The following is a 19,126-nucleotide window of genomic DNA, read 5'->3' on the forward strand; positions in this document are numbered from 1 at the left end:
AAAGGGAACAATCTATGAAGACAGTAGACTTGCTTGAAAGATTAAATGATAAAGAACAAGAAGAAAAATTTAAACGTGCTGAAACGTCTGCAAAAAAAGAATTTCTCAATTTAATCCAGCATGAGCAATATGTTGGGGATGTATTTTCAATTGGTTACGAACTCGCACTTGTTATTATTCACGATTTTCAAAGAAAACAGGTTGGTGGAATTCCAAGTCTCAGCTTTCTGCTGGCAACTCGAATTTCATCGGAGCAAGACCCTAACCACTTTGATTATACTCAAGAAGATGCTTCGATTGTTCTCTTGCGGGTTATGGATGCCGCACCACTGCCAAACGATCCCGAAGCGTTACGAGTTCGAGTTGAAACCGCACAAAGAGTAAGCGGTGAAGTAAATTCTCATTGGGATAGCGAAAAGGCAATGGATCAGAATACGCATCACCTTCTTTCCTTTGCTGGAATTCGTTGTCGGGTGATCGGAACATTTTATTTACAAAGCAATCCAGATAGTGATGACTTAGAAGAACGAATCCCTGTCATGCGTTTTGGTAGCGACATATCCAATTACTATCCAAACCGCGGCTTAACCGTGTTTAAACCAAACGCTGAAGCCTTAGAAGCGATTGTTAATTTCCGTGATAAATCACGCCCTGACTTGCTTAATAAAGCGCAAGTAACGATTGGTGAAGTCCGTTACGCATCTACAAATCGTGCCTTTCAAGGAGTGGCTGATGTAAGTGTAAATATCAGCCCGGCCGATTTACTCGATCAAAAAACAGCTTTATTTGGCATGACACGCACAGGAAAATCAAACAGCACGAAAGTAATGCTGCAATCGGTGTATGATTTACGTTATGCCGAGGAACCGCTTCGGATTGGTCAAATTGTTTTCGACCCCAATGGTGAATACGCCAACGAAAATGATCAAAACGCAGCGCTTACAAATATTCATCTTGCCCATCCCGACGGAACATCAGATGATGTTGTCGTATATGGTCTGACAAAACTTCCTCCAGATAGAGATGACGGACGAGAGTTAATGCTTCTAAATTTCTATGAAGATGATAATCTTCAAATTGGAAAAGAAATCATTAATGTGGCTCTTGCCAGTGATGGATCGAAATATATCCAGAATTTCAGGCAAGTAATGTTTATACCCCCGTCAAATATGTATGGTAGTGCAGGAACACGCTATAAACGTCGAGTATTAGCCTATCGCACTCTACTTCATAAAGGAAACTTTTCATCGTCAAACAAAGCGACTATGAGAAGAACCGACAAACTTTTCAATCCCAAACTTCTTGACGCAATGGAAAATAGCACAGCCGATGATGCCAACGATTACCAATCCGCTGCAAAACATTTTAGAAAACCGACCCCTACTTGGGCTCAATTAGCAACAGCGTTTGAAGCTCTCTATCGTTTTATGAAGGATAAAAACAGCGGCTATAAAGAATTTGAAGATTGGTATATCAATGACCGCCCCAAAGCGTCTGGTGATAAATGGGCCGATACTGACCTAGAGAAGATATTGGAAATGTTCTACTATCCAAACGGAGCGAGACAAATTGGTGTCGTGAATGAGCAACATACTGACAGTACCTCAACCGATTATGCAGAGGATATTTATGAACATCTTGCTAATGGGCGACTTGTAATTATTGATCAATCAACAGGCGATCCCATCTTAAACAAATCTGCTGCTGATCGTATTATGTGGGCTATTTTTAGAGGTAATCAACGAAAGTTTGTAGCAGGCACGAGCGGAAGCGAATTTCCGCGCATTCTGGTTTATGTTGAGGAAGCGCATAATATCCTGCCAGCAGGAACTGACTTGGATTTACAAGATGTTTGGGTTCGGTCGGCCAAAGAGGGTGCCAAATACCATATCGGCATGGTGTACATAACTCAAGAAGTAAGCAGCATACAACGAAACATCCTCAAAAATACGGCTAATTGGTTTATCGGACACCTCAACAATACTGATGAAACGAGGGAACTCCGCAAATATTACGACTTTGCTGATTTTGAAGGATCAATCTTACGCGCCCAGGATAGGGGGTTTTTGCGCGTAAAAACATTAAGCAACTTGTTTGTTGTTCCGGTACAAGTAAAGAAATTTGAGCTAGGAGTATCAACCGATGCCGTATGAAGGTGAGCTAGCAGGTTATGAGCCTCTCCGGCGGGTAGCGAATACGGAACGCATCAAAACGCTGTTGGGCCGTTCTAAAGTGCGAGATAACAAACAATCGGTAACACATTTGCCAAAAATTGAACGTGCTTCAATTGAACCAAGCAAATATGAACCATCTATGGTGATTGCAATTGATGGCAGCACCATTCCTGTTGAGGTGGAGACAGGCTATCCCGGCGCAGAAATGGGATACGTGACCGTTGCTTCTGTTTTCATTGACTTGGAAAAAGCAAGGAAATTGGATGAGCAACGGCCTGTCAATCCGGTTGAGTTTCGTAAAACTCAAAGCCCAGAGTCTATAGATAGTGCGTTTCCCGGTTGTAACGTCATCGTCGATAAAGAAATCTCTGCCAAAAGCTCACTTCGAAAAGTTCTTTACGAGTTAATGGAAAGCGTTCGCATTTTTGAAGATGGCGAGTCGCTTTTGGATACTTACGAAGCTTTGCTGGCTTTCAAGCCTGACAGGAATGAGGATAAACAGAAATGCCCTTACTATGGTCAATATGACAACAACTGCATAGATGAGAAACAGAAATTCCGTAACCAGAAAAGGGCTTATTATTGCCATTGCATGTACGGCCGTCCCCTTTATTCGACCGATGCTTTGCGTATACATGAAGGAATGCACCCTGATAGCACCAATCAATCCGTATTCACTGAAATCATGCAGATTTTAGAACGGCTGTGGATTGTGCATATTCTCCGCAATTTAGAAGCAAAGGGATGGATGGCTATTTTACGCAAAGTTGCTATGGTGGTGGATGGGCCATTAGCCGTTTTTGGGCATCCTGCATGGCTTAGTCATGCTATCAAGATGGAATTGAACCGTCTGAACGAAGCGGCAAAGGAATTCACTGATGAGCAGGATATATTGATAATCGGCATTGAAAAAACCGGGGCTTTTGTCAATCATTTAACTCAAATAGATTATTTCGTGCCAGAAAAAAAACGTAATATCATACCTGAACAAACTGCTTACTTGTTAACGGATGATTACATCAAGCGCAACATTGTGTATTCAGAAAGCAAACGGCCGTATGGCCGACAGACATACTTTGGCAGAAAATTCTTTTATAAGACTCGCTCAGGGGCATTATTGGTAGCTACATTGCCTTTCCTCAATGAAGCGCACGAAGATTTGGCGCAAGCACACCCTTCACAATTCCCTCGGTTGGCCGATGCAATGGCTTTGCTTGACCAGCTTGTATCTGTTCAACATCCTAATTCATTATCGCCAATTATTACCGCCCATGCAGAAGCTTCCATACCGCTTAATTTAGGCAAACGTGTTTTAGAAAAAATGGCGCGGGAACTCATGCGGAAAATGTAGCCATGATAAAAGTTGATGGTTGCTTCAAACGATCATATCAGAATGCAACTGGTAGATGGTCAGCCGTAGGCCCCTACTATGCAATGTTCCCCACCGAATTTGCCTTTGATGTGGTGGAACGACATTCTCAAAAGGGAGATTGGATTCTCGATCCGTTTGCAGGCCGATATTCTAGCGTGTATGCGGCTGCCACTCAGGAACGATATGGGCTAGGTATAGAAATTCATCCTGTTGGTTGGGTATACGGGCAAGCAAAATTACATACCGCGTCAAAAGGTGATATAGAAGGCCGGTTGAAGGAAATAATTCATCGCTCGCGTTGGTTTGGTGAACGTTCACGACGTGTTTTGCCAGAATTTTTTGAACATTGTTATTCCCCAAAAATTTTGTCCTTCCTTCTAACGGCACGTAATGATTTGAATTGGCGTGAAGATGAAGTAGATGCAACATTAATGGCACTTATTCTAATAGATCTTCACGCTAAAGAAGGTAGTGGCCTTTCTAATCAGATGCGACAATCAAAGGCAATGGCTCCAGATTATTCAATCCGGTGGTGGAAAGACCATAATAAAATACCTCCTGACCTTGATCCTGTTGAATTTATTCAAAAAAAAATTGATTGGCGATATAAGAAAGGAATGCCTCAGACCAATACTTGCAATGTGATTTTAGGGGATAGTACACACCATTTGGAAATAGTAGCTCAGAAAGTTATCGCGGGGGAACAGAAACCTTTCTCCCTACTTTTAACTTCTCCACCATACTACGATGTTACCCATTATCATTACGATCAATGGCTTCGTCTTTGGATGTTAGGCAGTGAATCTTGGCCAACGAAGAAAGAAGATGAAAATCGAGGAAGATTTAGCTCTAAACTTCATTACGAACAACTTCTTGACACAGTATTCGAGCATTCAGCCAAATTGATGGCAGAACAAGCTGTAGTTTATGTTCGTACTGGAGCGCGTGAATTTACACTTAATACAACTCGGGAAGTCTTAAAAAGACATTTTCCAACGGGCGAATGGGAACTGTATGAAACCGCACGCCCTTTTGAAAATAAAACTCAAACAACTTTGTTTGGTGATTTTGCTCCTAAACCGGGGGAAGTTGATTTGATTTTACAGCGCACATAATTCGAATTATCAAGCAATTTGAAAATGGCATGGCTTTTAAGGAACTAACCCAAGTCGAAAATTTGCTCGCCCTACACAATCCAGTTAACCAGCCATCAAATAAGTATCAACGGCCGTTCCCACACCCCTACCCTCATTAATCGCCCACACAACCAAGCTTTGCCCGCGCCGGGCATCCCCCGCTGCAAAGACGCCAGGTACGTTTGTGGCATAGCTGCCATTTTGGGTAGCAATATTTGTCCGCGGGCCAGTTTCCACGCCAAACTGCTGCGCCAGCGTCTGCTCCGGCCCGCGAAAGCCGAGGGCCAGCAGGACAAGCTGGGCCGCCCAGGTTTGCTCGGTGCCGGGGATTTCTTCTAGCTGTGGACGGCTACCATTTTCTGCCGGAAGCCAGCGCACGTTCACTGTTTCCACCGCCTGCAAATTGCCCTGCTCATCCCCGATGAACCGCTTGGTCATGATGGCATATTCGCGGGGGTCTTCACCAAATACGGCCGTGGCCTCCTCCTGTCCGTAATCCATCTTGTACACGCGCGGCCACTGCGGCCACGGATTGTCAGCCGCCCGATGGACAGGTGGCTGATCCATAATCTCAAACTGCACCAGGCTGTCGCAGCCGTGCCGCAGCGCGGTTGCCACGCAATCTGTGCCTGTGTCACCGCCGCCAATCACAATCACATCCTTGCCGCCAGCAAAGACGGCGGGCGTTTCTGCCGCACCATCCAGCAGCTTTTGGGTGTTCCCCTGCAAAAATTCCATCGCAAAATGAATGCCGTTTAGCTCACGCCCCGGCACGGGCAGATTGTTGGGCTGGGTAGCACCCGTGCAAAGCACAATGGCGTCGAACTGATTTTGGAGTTGAACGGCCGTTACGTCCCGCCCCACCTCACAATTGGTTACAAACTGAATACCCGCCTCGGCCAGCAAATCAATGCGCCGCTGCACCAGCTTCTTGTCAAGCTTCATGTTGGGAATGCCGTACATCAGCAACCCACCAATGCGGTCGGCCCGTTCATAGACGGTGACGGTGTGGCCTGCCTTGTTGAGTTCGTCGGCGGCAGCCAGCCCCGCCGGGCCAGAGCCAATGATGGCCACGGTTTTGCCCGTGCGCTGGGCAGGCGTGTTAGGCAACACCCAGCCCTCATCAAAGGCGCGCTCAATGATGGCAAACTCAATTTGCTTGATCGTCACCGCCGGATCGTGGATGCCCAGCGTGCAGGCGGCTTCACATGGCGCGGGGCAGACCAGCCCGGTAAATTCGGGGAAGTTGTTGGTGCGGCTGAGTCGCTCATACGCCTCGCGCCACAGCCCCCGGTACACCAAATCGTTCCACTCCGGGATGAGGTTGTTGAGCGGGCAGCCAGAGGTCATCCCGTTCAAAATAGTGCCTTTGTGGCAAAACGGAATGCCGCAATCCATGCAGCGCGCCGCCTGCTGGTTTAGCCGTTCCTCTGGCAAATGCAGGTGAATCGGCTCCCAATCGTGAACGCGCTCGGTCAACGGCCGTTCCCCCGCTGCCTCTCGTCCAAATTCCAAAAATCCAGTTGGCTTAGCCATGATCTCTTCCCCTAATTCCCACCCTCACCCCAGCCCTCTCCCTCAGAGGGAGAGGGAGCCAATTCCCTCCCCTTGGCAGGGCTGAGGGGAGGACATGTTTAGAGGGTTGAAAAAAGAATAGCTCATCAAGGACAATTCTGATGTGTTCCAAAACGTCAGAAGGAGGCCAAAATGAGCTATCCAGTACTTTATCAATGGAATCAAACAATCGCCAGCCAATTGCCTTGTCTCAATAGCTGGCAAGTCGATAACGTCGGCTTGTTTAGCCTGGGCATCATGCGAGCAGAAAGCTGCCAACAGCAACAGATTGCCCGCCAGGTTGCTACAGGCGAGAGGGTCGAAAGTTGTGCCCGTCGCTTGCGACGTTTTCTGGACAACAAACGTTTTCCTCTGCAAGCCTTCTTCAGCCAATGGACAGCCTGGATTGTCAGCCAGTTGCCACCAGGCAAGCTTTATCTGCTGGTGGATGAGACAAAGTTGCAAGACCGCTTGGCTGCCATGGTGGTTGGCGCTGCCTGGGAAGGACGTTGTATCCCTCTGGCCTGGCGTTGTTATATTGCCAACAATCATGACCAGTACCCAGCCGAGGGGCAAGTTGGCATGGTCACAGCCCTGTTGCAAACTGTCAAGAAGGGCATTGCAGCAGACAGAAACGTCGTGGTGTTGGCTGACCGAGGGATTGGGACATCTCCTGATTTGTGTCAGGCTGTGGCCAGCTTGGGTTGGTGCTATCTGTTTCGCGTTACCAGCATGACCAAAATCTGCACCGAGGCAGGCGATTTTGCCATTGCCAACATGGTACAGGCTGGTCAACAGTGGTCGGCTGATGGACTCGCTTTCAAGCAGCGCGGCCGGTTGCCAGCAACCGCACATGCGATTTGGAGCGCAGGCTATGACCAAGCATGGGCGTTGGTAACCAATGACACTACGCTGACTGGCTTTGAGTATGCCAACCGCAATTGGCAGGAGCAAAGTTTCCGCGACCTCAAAAGCGGTGGCTGGCATTGGGCAGACAGTCGGATTAGTCATCCAGACCATATGGATCGTCTGCTTGTTCTCCTGGTGGTCGCCTATGCTTGGTCGCTTGCTTTGGGAAGCGTTGCGGTTTCGCAAGGTCTTGCTCAACCAATGCAGCGTCATGCAGACGGCCGTATACGTCGTCATTGGAGTTTGTTCAAAGAGGGGCTTCAATTCTTCTTTGAGTTTGTTTTGAGACATAACCATTTTATCAATTTACAATTTACAATTCTTGCCCGACCCTAGGCTTGCCTGAAAAGGTGTCCTCCCCTCAGCCCCCGCAAGGGGAGGGCTAGGGAAGGGGTCAATAATTACATCTTCACAAGCTGCCGCTGGCGCACCTCGAAGGCTTCCATCGCCAATTCATCCCCGACCAGATTGCCGTTTTGGGCTACCTGATTGAAGGCTTGCAGCATGAGCTTGTAGTCGCGCGGCATGACTTTTACAAAGTGGCGTACGACGTTGTCCCACATGCACAGGATTTTCCAGGCCAGATCGCTGCGGGTGGCTTCCATGTGGGCGTAGATCAACGCTTCTAGCTCCTCAATGTCGGCGTCGCTGCTCACTGGTTCCAGATCAACCATCTTCCGATTACATCGTTCGTGGAAACGGCCGTCCCAATCCAGCACGTAAGCCACCCCGCCAGACATCCCGGCGGCAAAGTTGCGCCCCGTCTGCCCCAGGATGACCACGCGGCCACCCGTCATGTATTCGCAGCCGTGATCGCCCACGCCTTCGACAACGGCCGTTGCTCCTGAATTCCGCACGGCAAAGCGTTCACCCGCCACGCCGCGAATGTAGGCCGTACCGCCCGTTGCGCCGTACAGCGCCACGTTGCCAATGATGATATTTTGTTCAGCAGCAAAAGTGGCCTGCTTTGGCGGATAGATGACCAGCTTGCCGCCAGACAGCCCCTTGCCCACGTAATCGTTGGCGTCGCCCGCCAGTTCAAGCGTCAGCCCTTGCGGAATAAACGCGCCAAAGCTCTGCCCGGCCGAGCCGTTAAACGTCAGCCAAACCGTATCTTCTGCCAGGCCATTCATGCCGTGCCGACGGGTAATGGCGCTGCCCAGCGTGGTGCCGACGGCGCGGTGCTGGTTGCCGATGGTGAACTCCCCCTCCACCGGTTCGCCACGTTCGAGTGCAGGGCGACAATAGTCGAGCAGCATCAGGTTGTCCAGCGTTTCTGCCAGGCCGTGCTGTTGGGGTCGTTTACGGCCGTTTGGCAGCAAATGCCCCACGTTTTCTGTTTTATTCGGACGGTACAGCACCGGCGTCAAATCAATCCCTTGCAATTTCCAATGTTCAATCGCTTCACTCACCTCCAGCCGGTCGGTGCGCCCCACCATTTCATCGATGGTGCGGAAGCCCATCTCCGCCATAATTTCCCGCATGTCCTGGGCAATAAACTCCATAAAGTTGACCACATGCTGTGGATCGCCAGAGAAATTTTTGCGCAGTTCAGGATTTTGCGTGGCCACGCCTACCGGGCAAGTATCCAGATGGCAAACGCGCATCATGATGCAGCCCAGCGCCACCAGCGGCGCGGTGGCAAAGCCATACTCTTCCGCGCCCAGCAAAGCCGCCATCACCACATCGCGCCCGGTTTTTAGCTGGCCGTCGGTTTCGACGACGACGCGGTCGCGCAGACTGTTGAGCAGCAGCGTCTGGTGCGTCTCTGCCACGCCCAGCTCCCAGGGCAACCCGGCGTGCTTGATGCTGGTTTGGGGCGATGCCCCGGTGCCGCCATCGTGCCCGCTGATTAAGATAACATCAGCATGGCCTTTGGCGACACCGGCAGCAATCGTCCCAACCCCCACTTCAGACACGAGCTTCACGTTGATGCGCGCTTGCGGATTGGCATTCTTCAAATCGAAAATTAGCTGCGCTAAATCTTCGATGGAGTAAATATCGTGGTGTGGCGGCGGCGAAATCAGTCCCACGCCGGGGGTGGAGTGCCGCACGCGGGCAATCCAGGGATACACTTTGCGTCCGGGCAAATGTCCTCCTTCACCCGGCTTGGCCCCCTGCGCCATTTTGATCTGAATTTCCTCCGCTTCGGTGAGATATTGGCTGGTCACCCCGAAACGGCCGCTCGCCACTTGTTTAATTGCAGAATTCCGGGAGTCGCCGTTTTTGTCTGGCGTGTAGCGGGCGGGGTCTTCACCCCCTTCACCTGTATTGCTCCTGCCACCAATACGGTTCATACCGATGGCCAGCGACTCGTGCGCCTCTTTGCTAATCGAGCCATAAGACATCGCCCCGGTTTTGAAGCGGCGGCAAATCGCCTCAACCGACTCCACTTCGTCCAGCGGGATGGGTTCAGCCACTTTCTTGAGTTTAAGCAGGCCGCGCAGGGTGGCAAATTGGTGGGAACGGCCGTTTACATCCGCCGCATATTTTTTGTATGTCTCATAATCGTTGGTGCGCACGGCATGTTGCAGCCGATGAACCGTGACTGGGTTAAACAGGTGGTACTCACCTTTTTCGCGGTATTGATATTTGCCCCCAGCCGGTAGCGCATTGCTGCCAGACGGCCGTTCCGGAAACGCCTGCTCATGCCGCATCTGCACCTCTTTGGCCACCAGATGAATATCTGAGCCCTGAATGCGGCTGGGCGTGCCGGTGAAATATTTAGCTACCAAATCGGAATGTAGCCCCAACGCCTCAAAAATCTGCGCGCCCCGGTAGCTTTGGATGGTAGAGATCCCCATCTTGGACAAAATTTTGATGATGCCCTTCACCACCGCCTTGATGTACTGCTTTTCAGCCTGATGGTACGGCACATCCACCAAAAGCTGCTTGCGGATAAGGTCACGCAGCGTGGCAAATGCCAGATACGGGTTGATCGCGTCTGCACCATAACCGAGCAGCACGGCAAAATGGTGCACCTCACGCGGTTCACCAGACTCGACAATGAGGCTCACCTGGGTGCGCGTGCCCTGCCGGATGAGGTGATGGTGCAGCCCCGCCGTCGCCAGCAGCGCCGGCATCCCGGCGCAGTCGCGGCTAATACCCAAGTCGGACAAAATCAACAAATTTACCTCGTTACGGATCGCTTCGTCCCCGGCCATAAATAGCCGGGCTAATGCGGTTTCTAATCCGTCGCCGCCTTCAGCCACATCGTACAACATGGGGAGGACGGCCGTCTTAAACGCCCCCTTGCTGTGGCCGGTTTCCTCACCGCGCCACTTGCTGGCACGGTCAGGAAACCGGCCAGAGCGCGAACTACTTATTTCCAAGTGCCGCAGTCGCCCCAGCTCCTCATCGGTGAGGATGGGATGCGGCAGGCTGATTTGGCGACAGCTTGCCGCCTGTGGGTTCAGCAGATTGCCCTCGCTGCCCAACAGCGTTTCCGTGCTCGTCACCAGCTCTTCACGGATGGCATCCAGCGGCGGGTTGGTCACCTGGGCAAACAGCTGCTTAAAGTAGCTGTAGAGCGGCTGCGGCTTGTCAGACAGCACCGCCAGCGGCGTGTCGTCGCCCATTGAGCCGAGAGCTTCTTTGCCATCTCTTGCCATCGGGGCGATGAGCATCCGCAAATCTTCAAAGGTGTAGCCAAACGCTTTTTGGTGCTCCAAAACGGCATCTTCGGTGTGCAGATGGATGTCTGCTTCTGACTGCTCCAAATTAGCCACTGAGGGAATGTCAGCCAGCCGGATTCGGTTTTCGTCGAGCCAGTTTTGGTACGGCCGTTCCCCAGCAATCTGCCCCTTCAGTTCCTCATCCCCCACAATTCGCCCTTGCTGCGTATCCACCAGCAGCATCCGGCCTGGCTCCAGCCGCCCTTTGTAAGCCACGTTGGCCGGATCAATCTCCAAAACGCCCACCTCCGAAGCCATCACTACGAGGCCATCTTTGGTGACGAGGTAGCGAGACGGCCGTAACCCATTCCGATCCAGCACCGCGCCCACCACCGTGCCATCGGTAAAGCCAATCGCTGCCGGGCCATCCCACGGCTCCATCAGGTGGCTGTGGTATTCATAAAAGGCCCGCTTTTCTGGCGGCATTTGGGCGTGCTTGTCCCACGGCTCTGGAATCATCATCATCACCGTTTCCGGCAGCGAACGGCCAGCCAGTACCAAGAATTCCAGCACGTTGTCCAGCCGCCCGGTATCGCTGCCCGTTTCATCCACGATGGGCAGCACTTTGTCCAGCTCGTCGCCGAACAACGGCGAGGCAAAGTGGGCTTCACGCGCCTTGAACCAGTTGACGTTGCCGCGAATGGTGTTGATTTCGCCGTTGTGAATGACGGTACGATATGGATGCGCCCGCGCCCAGCTGGGAAAGGTGTTGGTGCTAAAGCGAGAATGGACAAGTGCCAGCGCACTTTCCATCGTGGGGTCGCTGAGGTCTGGATAATATTCGGGGAGCTGTTCGGAGAGGAACTGCCCTTTATAGACAATGGTGCGCCCGGAAAGGCTGGGAATATAAAACGGGGCGTCGCCTACCAGCGGGGCAATCTCTTTTTCGGCGCGGCGGCGAATGATAAACAGCTTACGCTCCCAGGCCAGCGGATCGGTTTGAATGAGATATTGCTTTTGGATAAACAGTTGACGAATGAATGGTTCCCCGGAAACGGCCGTTTCCCCCAAAGAGTTGTTACACGTCGGCACGGTACGCCAGCCCAGCACTGCTTGCCCTTCTTCGGCGATGATCCGCGCCATCACCTGCTCACACCGCTTTCGCAAAACAGGCTCGTGCGGCAAGAAGAGCATCCCCACGCCGTATTCGCCAAGCTCAGGGAGGTGAATACCGAGCTGAGCAGCTTGCTGTTGCAAAAATTGATGAGGAAGCTGGAGCATGATGCCCGCGCCGTCGCCAGAGTTGGCTTCGGCGCCTTTGGCTCCGCGATGGGTGAGCCGTTCTAAAACGGTGAGGGCTTGCTGAACGATGCTGTGAGACGGCCGTCCCTGTACATCTACCACAAAGCCCATACCGCAGGCATCTCGCTCAAACTGCGGATCATACATGCCTTGCTTTTGGGGAAATCCAGTTAGAAAACGCTGGTCTGCCTCCCAGGAATCGGTTTTGCCTAATTGCTCTGATGCTTGAACCTTTTTCATCTTTCTCCTCCTCATCGGCGATATCAATTTGTAAAGGAGCCAATCTCTGTCAGAACACAGAGATGCCTATTGCCCACCAAAAGATGGGCCGTTGCTGCCAAGATGTCGGTTCAATTTGTGGGGACTTCGTTTTTTAATAAGAGGTCTTCCCTACCTCTCATTCGATAAATTTTTGTGGGTAAAAAAAGTATACAAAACCAGCATCCTCGCTGTGATCGGTAAGTTTGCACGATTTTTGAGGAACGTTGCTTATGAAGAATTGTGAATTTTTACGTATTGTTATGCGTTATGTCAAATTACACTTTGCGGTTGTGCACAATTACCAAAAAGGCTAAAAAATCTTTCTGCTAATTTGGGGGAGTGACGAACGGCCGTTGCCTGCGCTAGAGTTGATCACAACAAAATATTTTTGGCCACGACGCCTCTCGCACAAGAGCCATCTTGCTGCGGAGGCGTTTTTTGTTTATCTGGGAGCGGCCATCCCCAAACGAAGGAGAAGAAAAATGATGAAGCATCATAAAAAACGTTTGTTGAAAATTGGAATCATTGCGGCAATGTTGGGCATTCTGTTTGTGATGAGCAGCAAACCAACCTATGCCCAGGATGAAACGGCCGTAGACGCCCTGATCATTCAAATTGATACCATCTGGCTCTTTTTAGGCTCAGTGCTGGTGTTCTGGATGCAAGCAGGCTTTGCCATGGTGGAAAGCGGCTTTTCCCGCGCCAAAAACGCTGCCAACTTGCTCATGAAAAACCTGATTGACTTCGCCGGTGGCGCGCTACTCTTTTTTGCGGTGGGCTTTGGCCTGATGTACGGGGCATCGGCAGGCGGAATCATTGGCACGTCCAACTTCTTCCTGACAGAACTAGACCCGGCGGCGCTTGATGCCTACAGTTGGGTTGATTTTCTCTTCCAGCTCATGTTTGCTGCTGCCGCCGCAACCATCGTTTCTGGCGCAGTCGCTGAACGCCTTAAATTCAAGGCCTACCTCATCTACAGTATGGTCATCACGGGCTTGATCTATCCAATTTCTGGCCATTGGCATTGGGGGGGCGGCTGGCTAGCCGAACTGGGTTTTATTGATTTTGCTGGCTCAACGATTGTTCACGCCGTGGGTGGCTTTGCTGCCCTGGCAGCCGCCAAAGTTTTAGGGCCGCGTATTGGCAAGTTCAACAAAGACGGCAGCAGCAACAGTATTCCCGGCCACAGCCTGACGCTGGCTGCGCTCGGCGTCTTTATTTTATGGATGGGTTGGTTTGGCTTTAATGCAGGCAGCACGCTTTCTGGCATGAATCCCGGCATTGCTTTCGTGGCCGTCACCACAACGCTGGCCGCTTCCGCAGGTACAGTATCGGCACTGCTAGTAAATTGGCACAAAGCGGGTCACCCCTCTACCGAAATGGCGCTCAACGGCGCACTGGCTGGCCTGGTTGCCATCACCGCAGGCACGGCCAATGTAACGCCCATTGGGGCCATTGTCATTGGCTTAATCGCGGGGCCGGTGTTGGTTTATGGCATTAATTTTGTAGAGCGGGTGCTAAAGGTGGACGATCCCGTCGGCGCGGTGGCCGTTCATGGCTTCAACGGCCTTTGGGGCACAGTGGCTGTTGGTCTGTTTGCCTACCCAGCAGCCGGAACGTTAACTAACATGGGCGCGGTGGCTGGTCTGTTCTACGGAGGCGGCGTGGCGCAGCTGGGTATTCAGTTGTTAGGGACAGCCGTAATCTCTGCCTGGGCTTTTGGCACAATGGGTGCGCTCTTTTACCTAATGAAAATCACAATCGGGATTCGCGTTTCTGCTGAGGAAGAGATGGAAGGTTTAGATATTTCGGAACACTTCACCACCAGCTATCCTGAATTTGGTCCGGCAGCAAAGGAAGCCATTGCCCTGGCTGGTGATTGATATTGGCATGGGCAATTTGTCCAAACAAAGACCACTGTTCTTCTAGCAAATTCGCGGTTGACGAACGGCCGTTTGCTCGCTAGAATAGCCGACTTGTAAACAAAATATTGTTATAGGCCAAGATGCCACCACAGAATTTCTTCTCGAAGCTCTGTGCGTAGGCATCTTTTTTATTGGCAACTACCTGTTCACAACCTCCCGCAGGTTCTTGCCAAAACGGAATTATCTATCAAACCTGCGGGGGTTTTTTGAGAGAAGAGGAGAAACAAAAATGAGTGGAAACAAAGCCCGGCTGGACGCCATTTCGGCCGTCATCAACTACAAGCCAATTTCAGAACCGCTGAACTTTGCCGAAACGCCGACAAAGCAATTATTTGCCTCGAACGTGTTTAGTACGGCCGTTATGAAGCAACGCTTGCCCAAACCCGTCTACAAATCCATCATGGCCACCATCGAGCAAGGCGCAGCACTGGACACCTCCACCGCCGATATCGTGGCCTCGGCCATGAAAGATTGGGCCATTGAAAAAGGGGCTACCCATTACGCCCACGTCTTTTACCCCCTTACTGGGCTAACGGCCGAAAAGCACGACAGCTTCCTTACCCCCAACGGCAACGGCACTGCCATTGCTGAATTCAGCGGTGAGCAGCTCATTCAGGGTGAGCCAGACGGCTCCAGCTTCCCCACAGGTGGCATTCGTCCCACCTTTGAAGCCCGCGGCTACACCGCCTGGGACGCCACCAGCCCCGCTTACATCTTGGAAAACCCAAACGGCACAACTTTGTGCATTCCTACCGCCTTCGTCTCCTGGACGGGCGAGGCGCTAGACAAAAAGACACCGCTGCTGCGCTCTATGAAGGCGCTCAATACCCAAGCGCAGCGCATCCTCAAGCTGTTTGGTCATGACGATGGCAGTCTGGTCTTTTCCACAGCCGGCCCAGAGCAGGAATATTTCCTCATAGACCGCAACTTCTTCCTGGCGCGGCCAGATTTAATGACGGCTGGACGCACTTTATTTGGCGCAGCCCCAGCCAAAGGCCAGGAGTTCGATGATCATTATTTTGGCGCCATCCCAGAGCGCGTGCTGGCCTGTATGCTGGAAACAGAGCGTGAACTGTACAAATTAGGCGTTCCCGTCAAAACTAGACATAACGAAGTTGCGCCCGGCCAGTACGAAGTCGCACCCGTCTTTGAAAACGCCAACGTCGCCACCGATCATCAACAATTGCTCATCACCACGCTCAAGCGCGTGGCAGAGAAGTACGGTATGGCCTGCATCACCCACGAGAAGCCGTTTGCCGGGGTGAATGGCTCTGGTAAGCATGTGAACTTCTCCTTTGGCAGCACCACGCTGGGCAATTTGCTCGATCCGGGTGATACGCCCCATGAAAATGCCCGCTTTTTGGTGTTCTGTGCGGCCGTTATCCGCGCAGTGGATAAATATGCACCCCTCCTGCGAGCAGTCATTGCCACGGCAGGCAACGATCATCGCCTAGGTGCAAACGAAGCGCCACCAGCCATCATTTCTATCTTCTTGGGCGATCAGCTTACGGACGTCTTCGAGCAGATCAAGGCAGGCGGCGCCAAAAGCTCCAAGGCCAAATCAACGCTGCACATCGGCGTAGACACGCTGCCGCTGCTGCCGCAGCATTCCGGTGACCGTAACCGGACGAGCCCGTTTGCCTTTACGGGCAACAAGTTTGAGTTCCGCGCCGTTGGCTCCAACCAATCCATTGCCACCCCGCTAATGGCTTTGAACACCATCGTATCTGAATCGCTCGACTATATTGCCTCCCGGATAGAAGAGGAAACAGCAGGCGATCCAGAGAAGCTGGATGGGGCAATTCAGGCATTGCTGCATGAGATTGTGGTGGCACACGGCCGTATAATCTTCAACGGTGATGGCTACTCTGAAGCGTGGCACAGAGAGGCGGAAGAAGAGCGGGGGTTGCCTAATTTAAGGACGGCCGTAGACGCCATCCCCCATTTTGGCAGCGAAGAATCTGCAGAGCTGTTCAAAAAGTACAAGGTGATGTCCTCCCGCGAGGTGGCCAGCCGGGTCGAGGTGAAGTTGGAGCAGTATGCGATGGCTGTCGGGGTAGAAGCAAAGTTAACAGCCAAAATCGCCAAAACGATGATCTTCCCCGCTGCAATCCGCTACCAAAGCGAACTAGCCACCACCTGCGCCAACCTCAAAGCTGTCGGCTACAGCTTCGACACCAACACACTGGATCGCGTGACGGAGTTGGTGCGCTGCCTGCAAGACAGCACCGCCGAACTGGACGTAGCACTGGCACACGAGGCCAGCACGGTAGAAGAAGAGGCCGAGCACGCCCAGCAAAAGCTCATCCCAGCGATGAGCGTGGTGCGCGGCTATGCCGACACGCTGGAAACAATGGTGGCTGATGACCTCTGGCCGCTGCCGACTTACCAGGAAATGCTCTTCATCAAATAATCTACATTGGGGCGACCCGATGGGTCGCCCCACGCCCAAGCCGCCAATCACACATATTGTTGGTCGCTCCCTTCGCGCACTGCCAATCGTAAATTCGGTATAATTCCCCCATGTTCAACACGCCGTCTGCCCGCCCGCAAGCCATGAGCGCCCTGCGGGAAATTGCCCGCGCCCTTAGCACTGCCTGGGATTTAGATACCGCGCATGACCTCATCGTGCGTAAAACCACCGAGGTCATGCACGTTGATTCTTGCACTATTTATTTGCTAGACCCAGACGGCCGTACGCTGCGGCTGCGCGCCAGCACGGGGCTAGCCCAGCGTGCTCTGGGGCGGGCGACGCTGGCAGTGGGCGAAGGGATGACTGGCTACGCAGTACAGAGCAACCAGCCTGTCTTTGCCCGCAACGCCCAGCTTGACCCCCATTTCAAGTGGGTGGATGAGGCGGAAGAAAGTCCGTTTGCCTCTTTGCTGGCCGTGCCTTTGCAGATTGAGGCTGATGTAATTGGCGCGATGAATGTACAAACCTTACGGCCGCACGAATTCAGTACGGACGAGGTTGCCTTGCTCTCTTTAATTGGGGATATTGCGGCTGGGACGTTGGCCAAAGCTCAACTTTATGACAAGCAAAGTCGCCAAATTGAGGAGATGCGCGCGCTGGCGCAAGTGAGCGAAGTTGTTACGTCGCCACAATATCTAGATGATATTTTGGATGTTGTCACGGAAATGGCAGGGCAAATGATGGATACGGCTGTCTGTTCCATCTTTCTCCTCAACGAAAACGGCACGCACCTAGAACTGCGCTCTGCCCGGCGTGCCCAAACCCCCTACCAGCACCGTCCCCCCTTGCCGATGGATAGCGACAGCGTCATCGGCAGCGTCTTGAAAACAGGCCAACCACTTTACATTGCTGATGTGCAAACTGACCCACGCTACAAAGGCAAGGCGTTGGCTCGGCAAGAAGGGCTGGTTTCGCTGCTGGCCGTGCCGCTCAGCGTGCGTGACCGAGTCATTGGCGTGTTTACTTGTTATACCATTGAGCCACGCCAATTCACCACTGAGCAACAAACCTTGTTTGCCACGCTGGCCAACCAGACGGCGTTAGCCATTGAAAATGCACGACTGGTAACAAATACGGCCGTCGTCCGAGAAATGCACCACCGTATCAAAAACAATCTACAAACGGTGGCCATGCTCATGCAACTTCAGCTTGGCGACGCCGACCAGCTAACCGCCCACGAGGTGCTGCAAACCAATATTCACCGCATCCGCAGCATCGCCGCCGTGCATGAGATTCTGTCTGAAAAAGGGTTCCGCTTAGTGGATGTGAAGGATGTGCTGGAGCGCATCTGCCGCATGACGGCCGAAACGATGACGCGCCCAAACCAAAATGTCCACATTCGCGTTTTTGGGGATGCCCTGAGCCTGCCCAGCAAACCAGCAACGGCCGTTGCGCTTGTTGTGAATGAGCTGGTGCAAAACAGTCTGGAACACGCCTTCAACAGCTCCTCAACAGATGGTCAAATTGACGTCTCGTTGGGACGCTCCCTGCAGGAAGTCATCATCATTGTACGCGACAACGGCCGCGGCCTACCGCCAGATTTTACGCGTGGCCTGGGCCTGGAAATTGTGGAAACGTTGGTGCAAGAGGATTTGAACGGCCGTCTCAAATTCAACCATCCGACTCAAGGCGGTACCGAAATCAGCCTCCGCCTCCCCCGCAGCATCGAACTCAATCAGTAAAAACTCGCATACTTGCAAACTCGCACACTTGCAAACTAAAATCCCCCTATGCGTATTTTAATCGCCGATGATGAATCAATCATTCGCATGGGGCTAAAGTCTATCCTGCAAGGATTGGGTCATGAGGTGTTGGCAGCAGTAAACGGCCGTGAAGCATTAGAGATGGCTCGCCGTCATCGCCCTGATCTGGCCATTTTGGACATCAAAATGCCGTACACGGATGGTTTACAGGCGGCTAAAACGTTAGCCCGCACCCAGCCAATGCCCATTCTGCTGCTCACCGCCTTCAGCGAGCAAGACCTCATCGAAAAAGCTAGCAACCTGCCCATTCAGGGGTATCTCATCAAGCCAGTGGAACCAGAGGCACTTTCTGCCGCTATTTCAGTAGCCACTAAACGGTTTCAGGATAGCCAGGCACTCAAAGCGGAAGCTGGCAAACTTGCCGATGCGCTAGAAACGCGCAAGCTGCTGGACAAAGCCAAGGCGCGGCTCATGGCAACTGGCCTCAGTGAAGAAGAAGCTTACAAAACAATACAAAAGCAAGCGCGAGACGGCCGTATCAGCCTCCGCGCTGCCGCTACTGCCATCCTCAAACAAAAACCCAGCTAACTGGAAGTGACAGTCACTTGGACATAGCTCCACTTAGCAGCGCTCATTAGAAAAGTGACTGTCACATAAATGCAGCTAGAACAAAAAAACGCCCTCCCCAAACCTGGAGAGGGCG

General features: G+C 52.2%; 10 protein-coding genes. 8 read left to right on the forward strand and 2 right to left on the reverse strand.

The window, feature by feature from the left end; genetic code table 11:
* The first annotated feature begins 14 nt into the window (after positions 1-14).
* The 3 genes from ACOQPM_RS08165 to ACOQPM_RS08175 are packed head-to-tail and all read left to right on the forward strand — an operon-like array spanning position 15 to position 4,661.
* Positions 15-2,153: a helicase HerA domain-containing protein gene (locus tag ACOQPM_RS08165; RefSeq protein WP_420628754.1), complete on the forward strand. Its 2,139-nt coding sequence runs from the start codon at positions 15-17 to the stop codon at positions 2,151-2,153.
* Entirely contained in the window at positions 2,143-3,525 is a 1,383-nt protein-coding gene (locus ACOQPM_RS08170) for a DNA double-strand break repair nuclease NurA (protein WP_420628755.1), read from the forward strand. The genes ACOQPM_RS08165 and ACOQPM_RS08170 overlap by 11 nt, the downstream gene beginning before the upstream one ends.
* Positions 3,526-3,527: 2 nt before the next feature.
* The gene (locus ACOQPM_RS08175) at positions 3,528-4,661 is read left to right on the forward strand and encodes a DNA methyltransferase (protein WP_420628756.1); all 1,134 of its coding nucleotides are present in this window, start codon (positions 3,528-3,530) and stop codon (positions 4,659-4,661) included.
* Positions 4,662-4,745: 84 nt separating this feature from the next.
* Here ACOQPM_RS08175 and ACOQPM_RS08180 read toward each other — a convergent pair whose 3' ends face one another.
* The gene (locus ACOQPM_RS08180; protein WP_420628757.1) at positions 4,746-6,218 is read right to left on the reverse strand and encodes a glutamate synthase subunit beta; all 1,473 of its coding nucleotides are present in this window, start codon (positions 6,216-6,218) and stop codon (positions 4,746-4,748) included.
* Between the two features lie 171 nt (positions 6,219-6,389).
* Between ACOQPM_RS08180 and ACOQPM_RS08185 the strand changes: the two genes are divergently transcribed.
* Positions 6,390-7,481, forward strand: coding sequence for a transposase (locus ACOQPM_RS08185; RefSeq protein ID WP_420628758.1), 1,092 nt, complete (start codon positions 6,390-6,392; stop codon positions 7,479-7,481).
* 65 nt (positions 7,482-7,546) lie between these two features.
* On the opposite strand, the gene gltB is transcribed toward ACOQPM_RS08185, so the two are convergent.
* Positions 7,547-12,208, reverse strand: a complete 4,662-nt coding sequence (gene gltB, locus ACOQPM_RS08190; RefSeq protein ID WP_420630520.1) for a glutamate synthase large subunit — start codon at positions 12,206-12,208, stop codon at positions 7,547-7,549.
* 596 nt (positions 12,209-12,804) lie between these two features.
* Between gltB and ACOQPM_RS08195 the strand changes: the two genes are divergently transcribed.
* From ACOQPM_RS08195 to ACOQPM_RS08210, 4 genes are all read left to right on the forward strand, one after another.
* Entirely contained in the window at positions 12,805-14,205 is a 1,401-nt protein-coding gene (locus ACOQPM_RS08195) for an ammonium transporter (RefSeq protein ID WP_420628759.1), read from the forward strand.
* A 271-nt stretch (positions 14,206-14,476) separates the two neighbouring features.
* Entirely contained in the window at positions 14,477-16,660 is a 2,184-nt protein-coding gene (locus tag ACOQPM_RS08200) for a glutamine synthetase III (protein ID WP_420628760.1), read from the forward strand.
* A gap of 110 nt (positions 16,661-16,770) precedes the next feature.
* Positions 16,771-18,402: a GAF domain-containing protein gene (locus ACOQPM_RS08205; protein WP_420628761.1), complete on the forward strand. Its 1,632-nt coding sequence runs from the start codon at positions 16,771-16,773 to the stop codon at positions 18,400-18,402.
* Between the two features lie 48 nt (positions 18,403-18,450).
* A complete protein-coding gene (locus tag ACOQPM_RS08210) occupies positions 18,451-19,011 on the forward strand; it encodes an ANTAR domain-containing response regulator (protein ID WP_420628762.1) in 561 nt (186 codons plus the stop codon).
* Positions 19,012-19,126 lie beyond the last annotated feature (115 nt).

The organism is Candidatus Leptofilum sp. (assembly GCF_965223525.1).
In the GTDB taxonomy this organism is placed as follows: domain Bacteria; phylum Chloroflexota; class Anaerolineae; order Promineifilales; family Promineifilaceae; genus Leptofilum.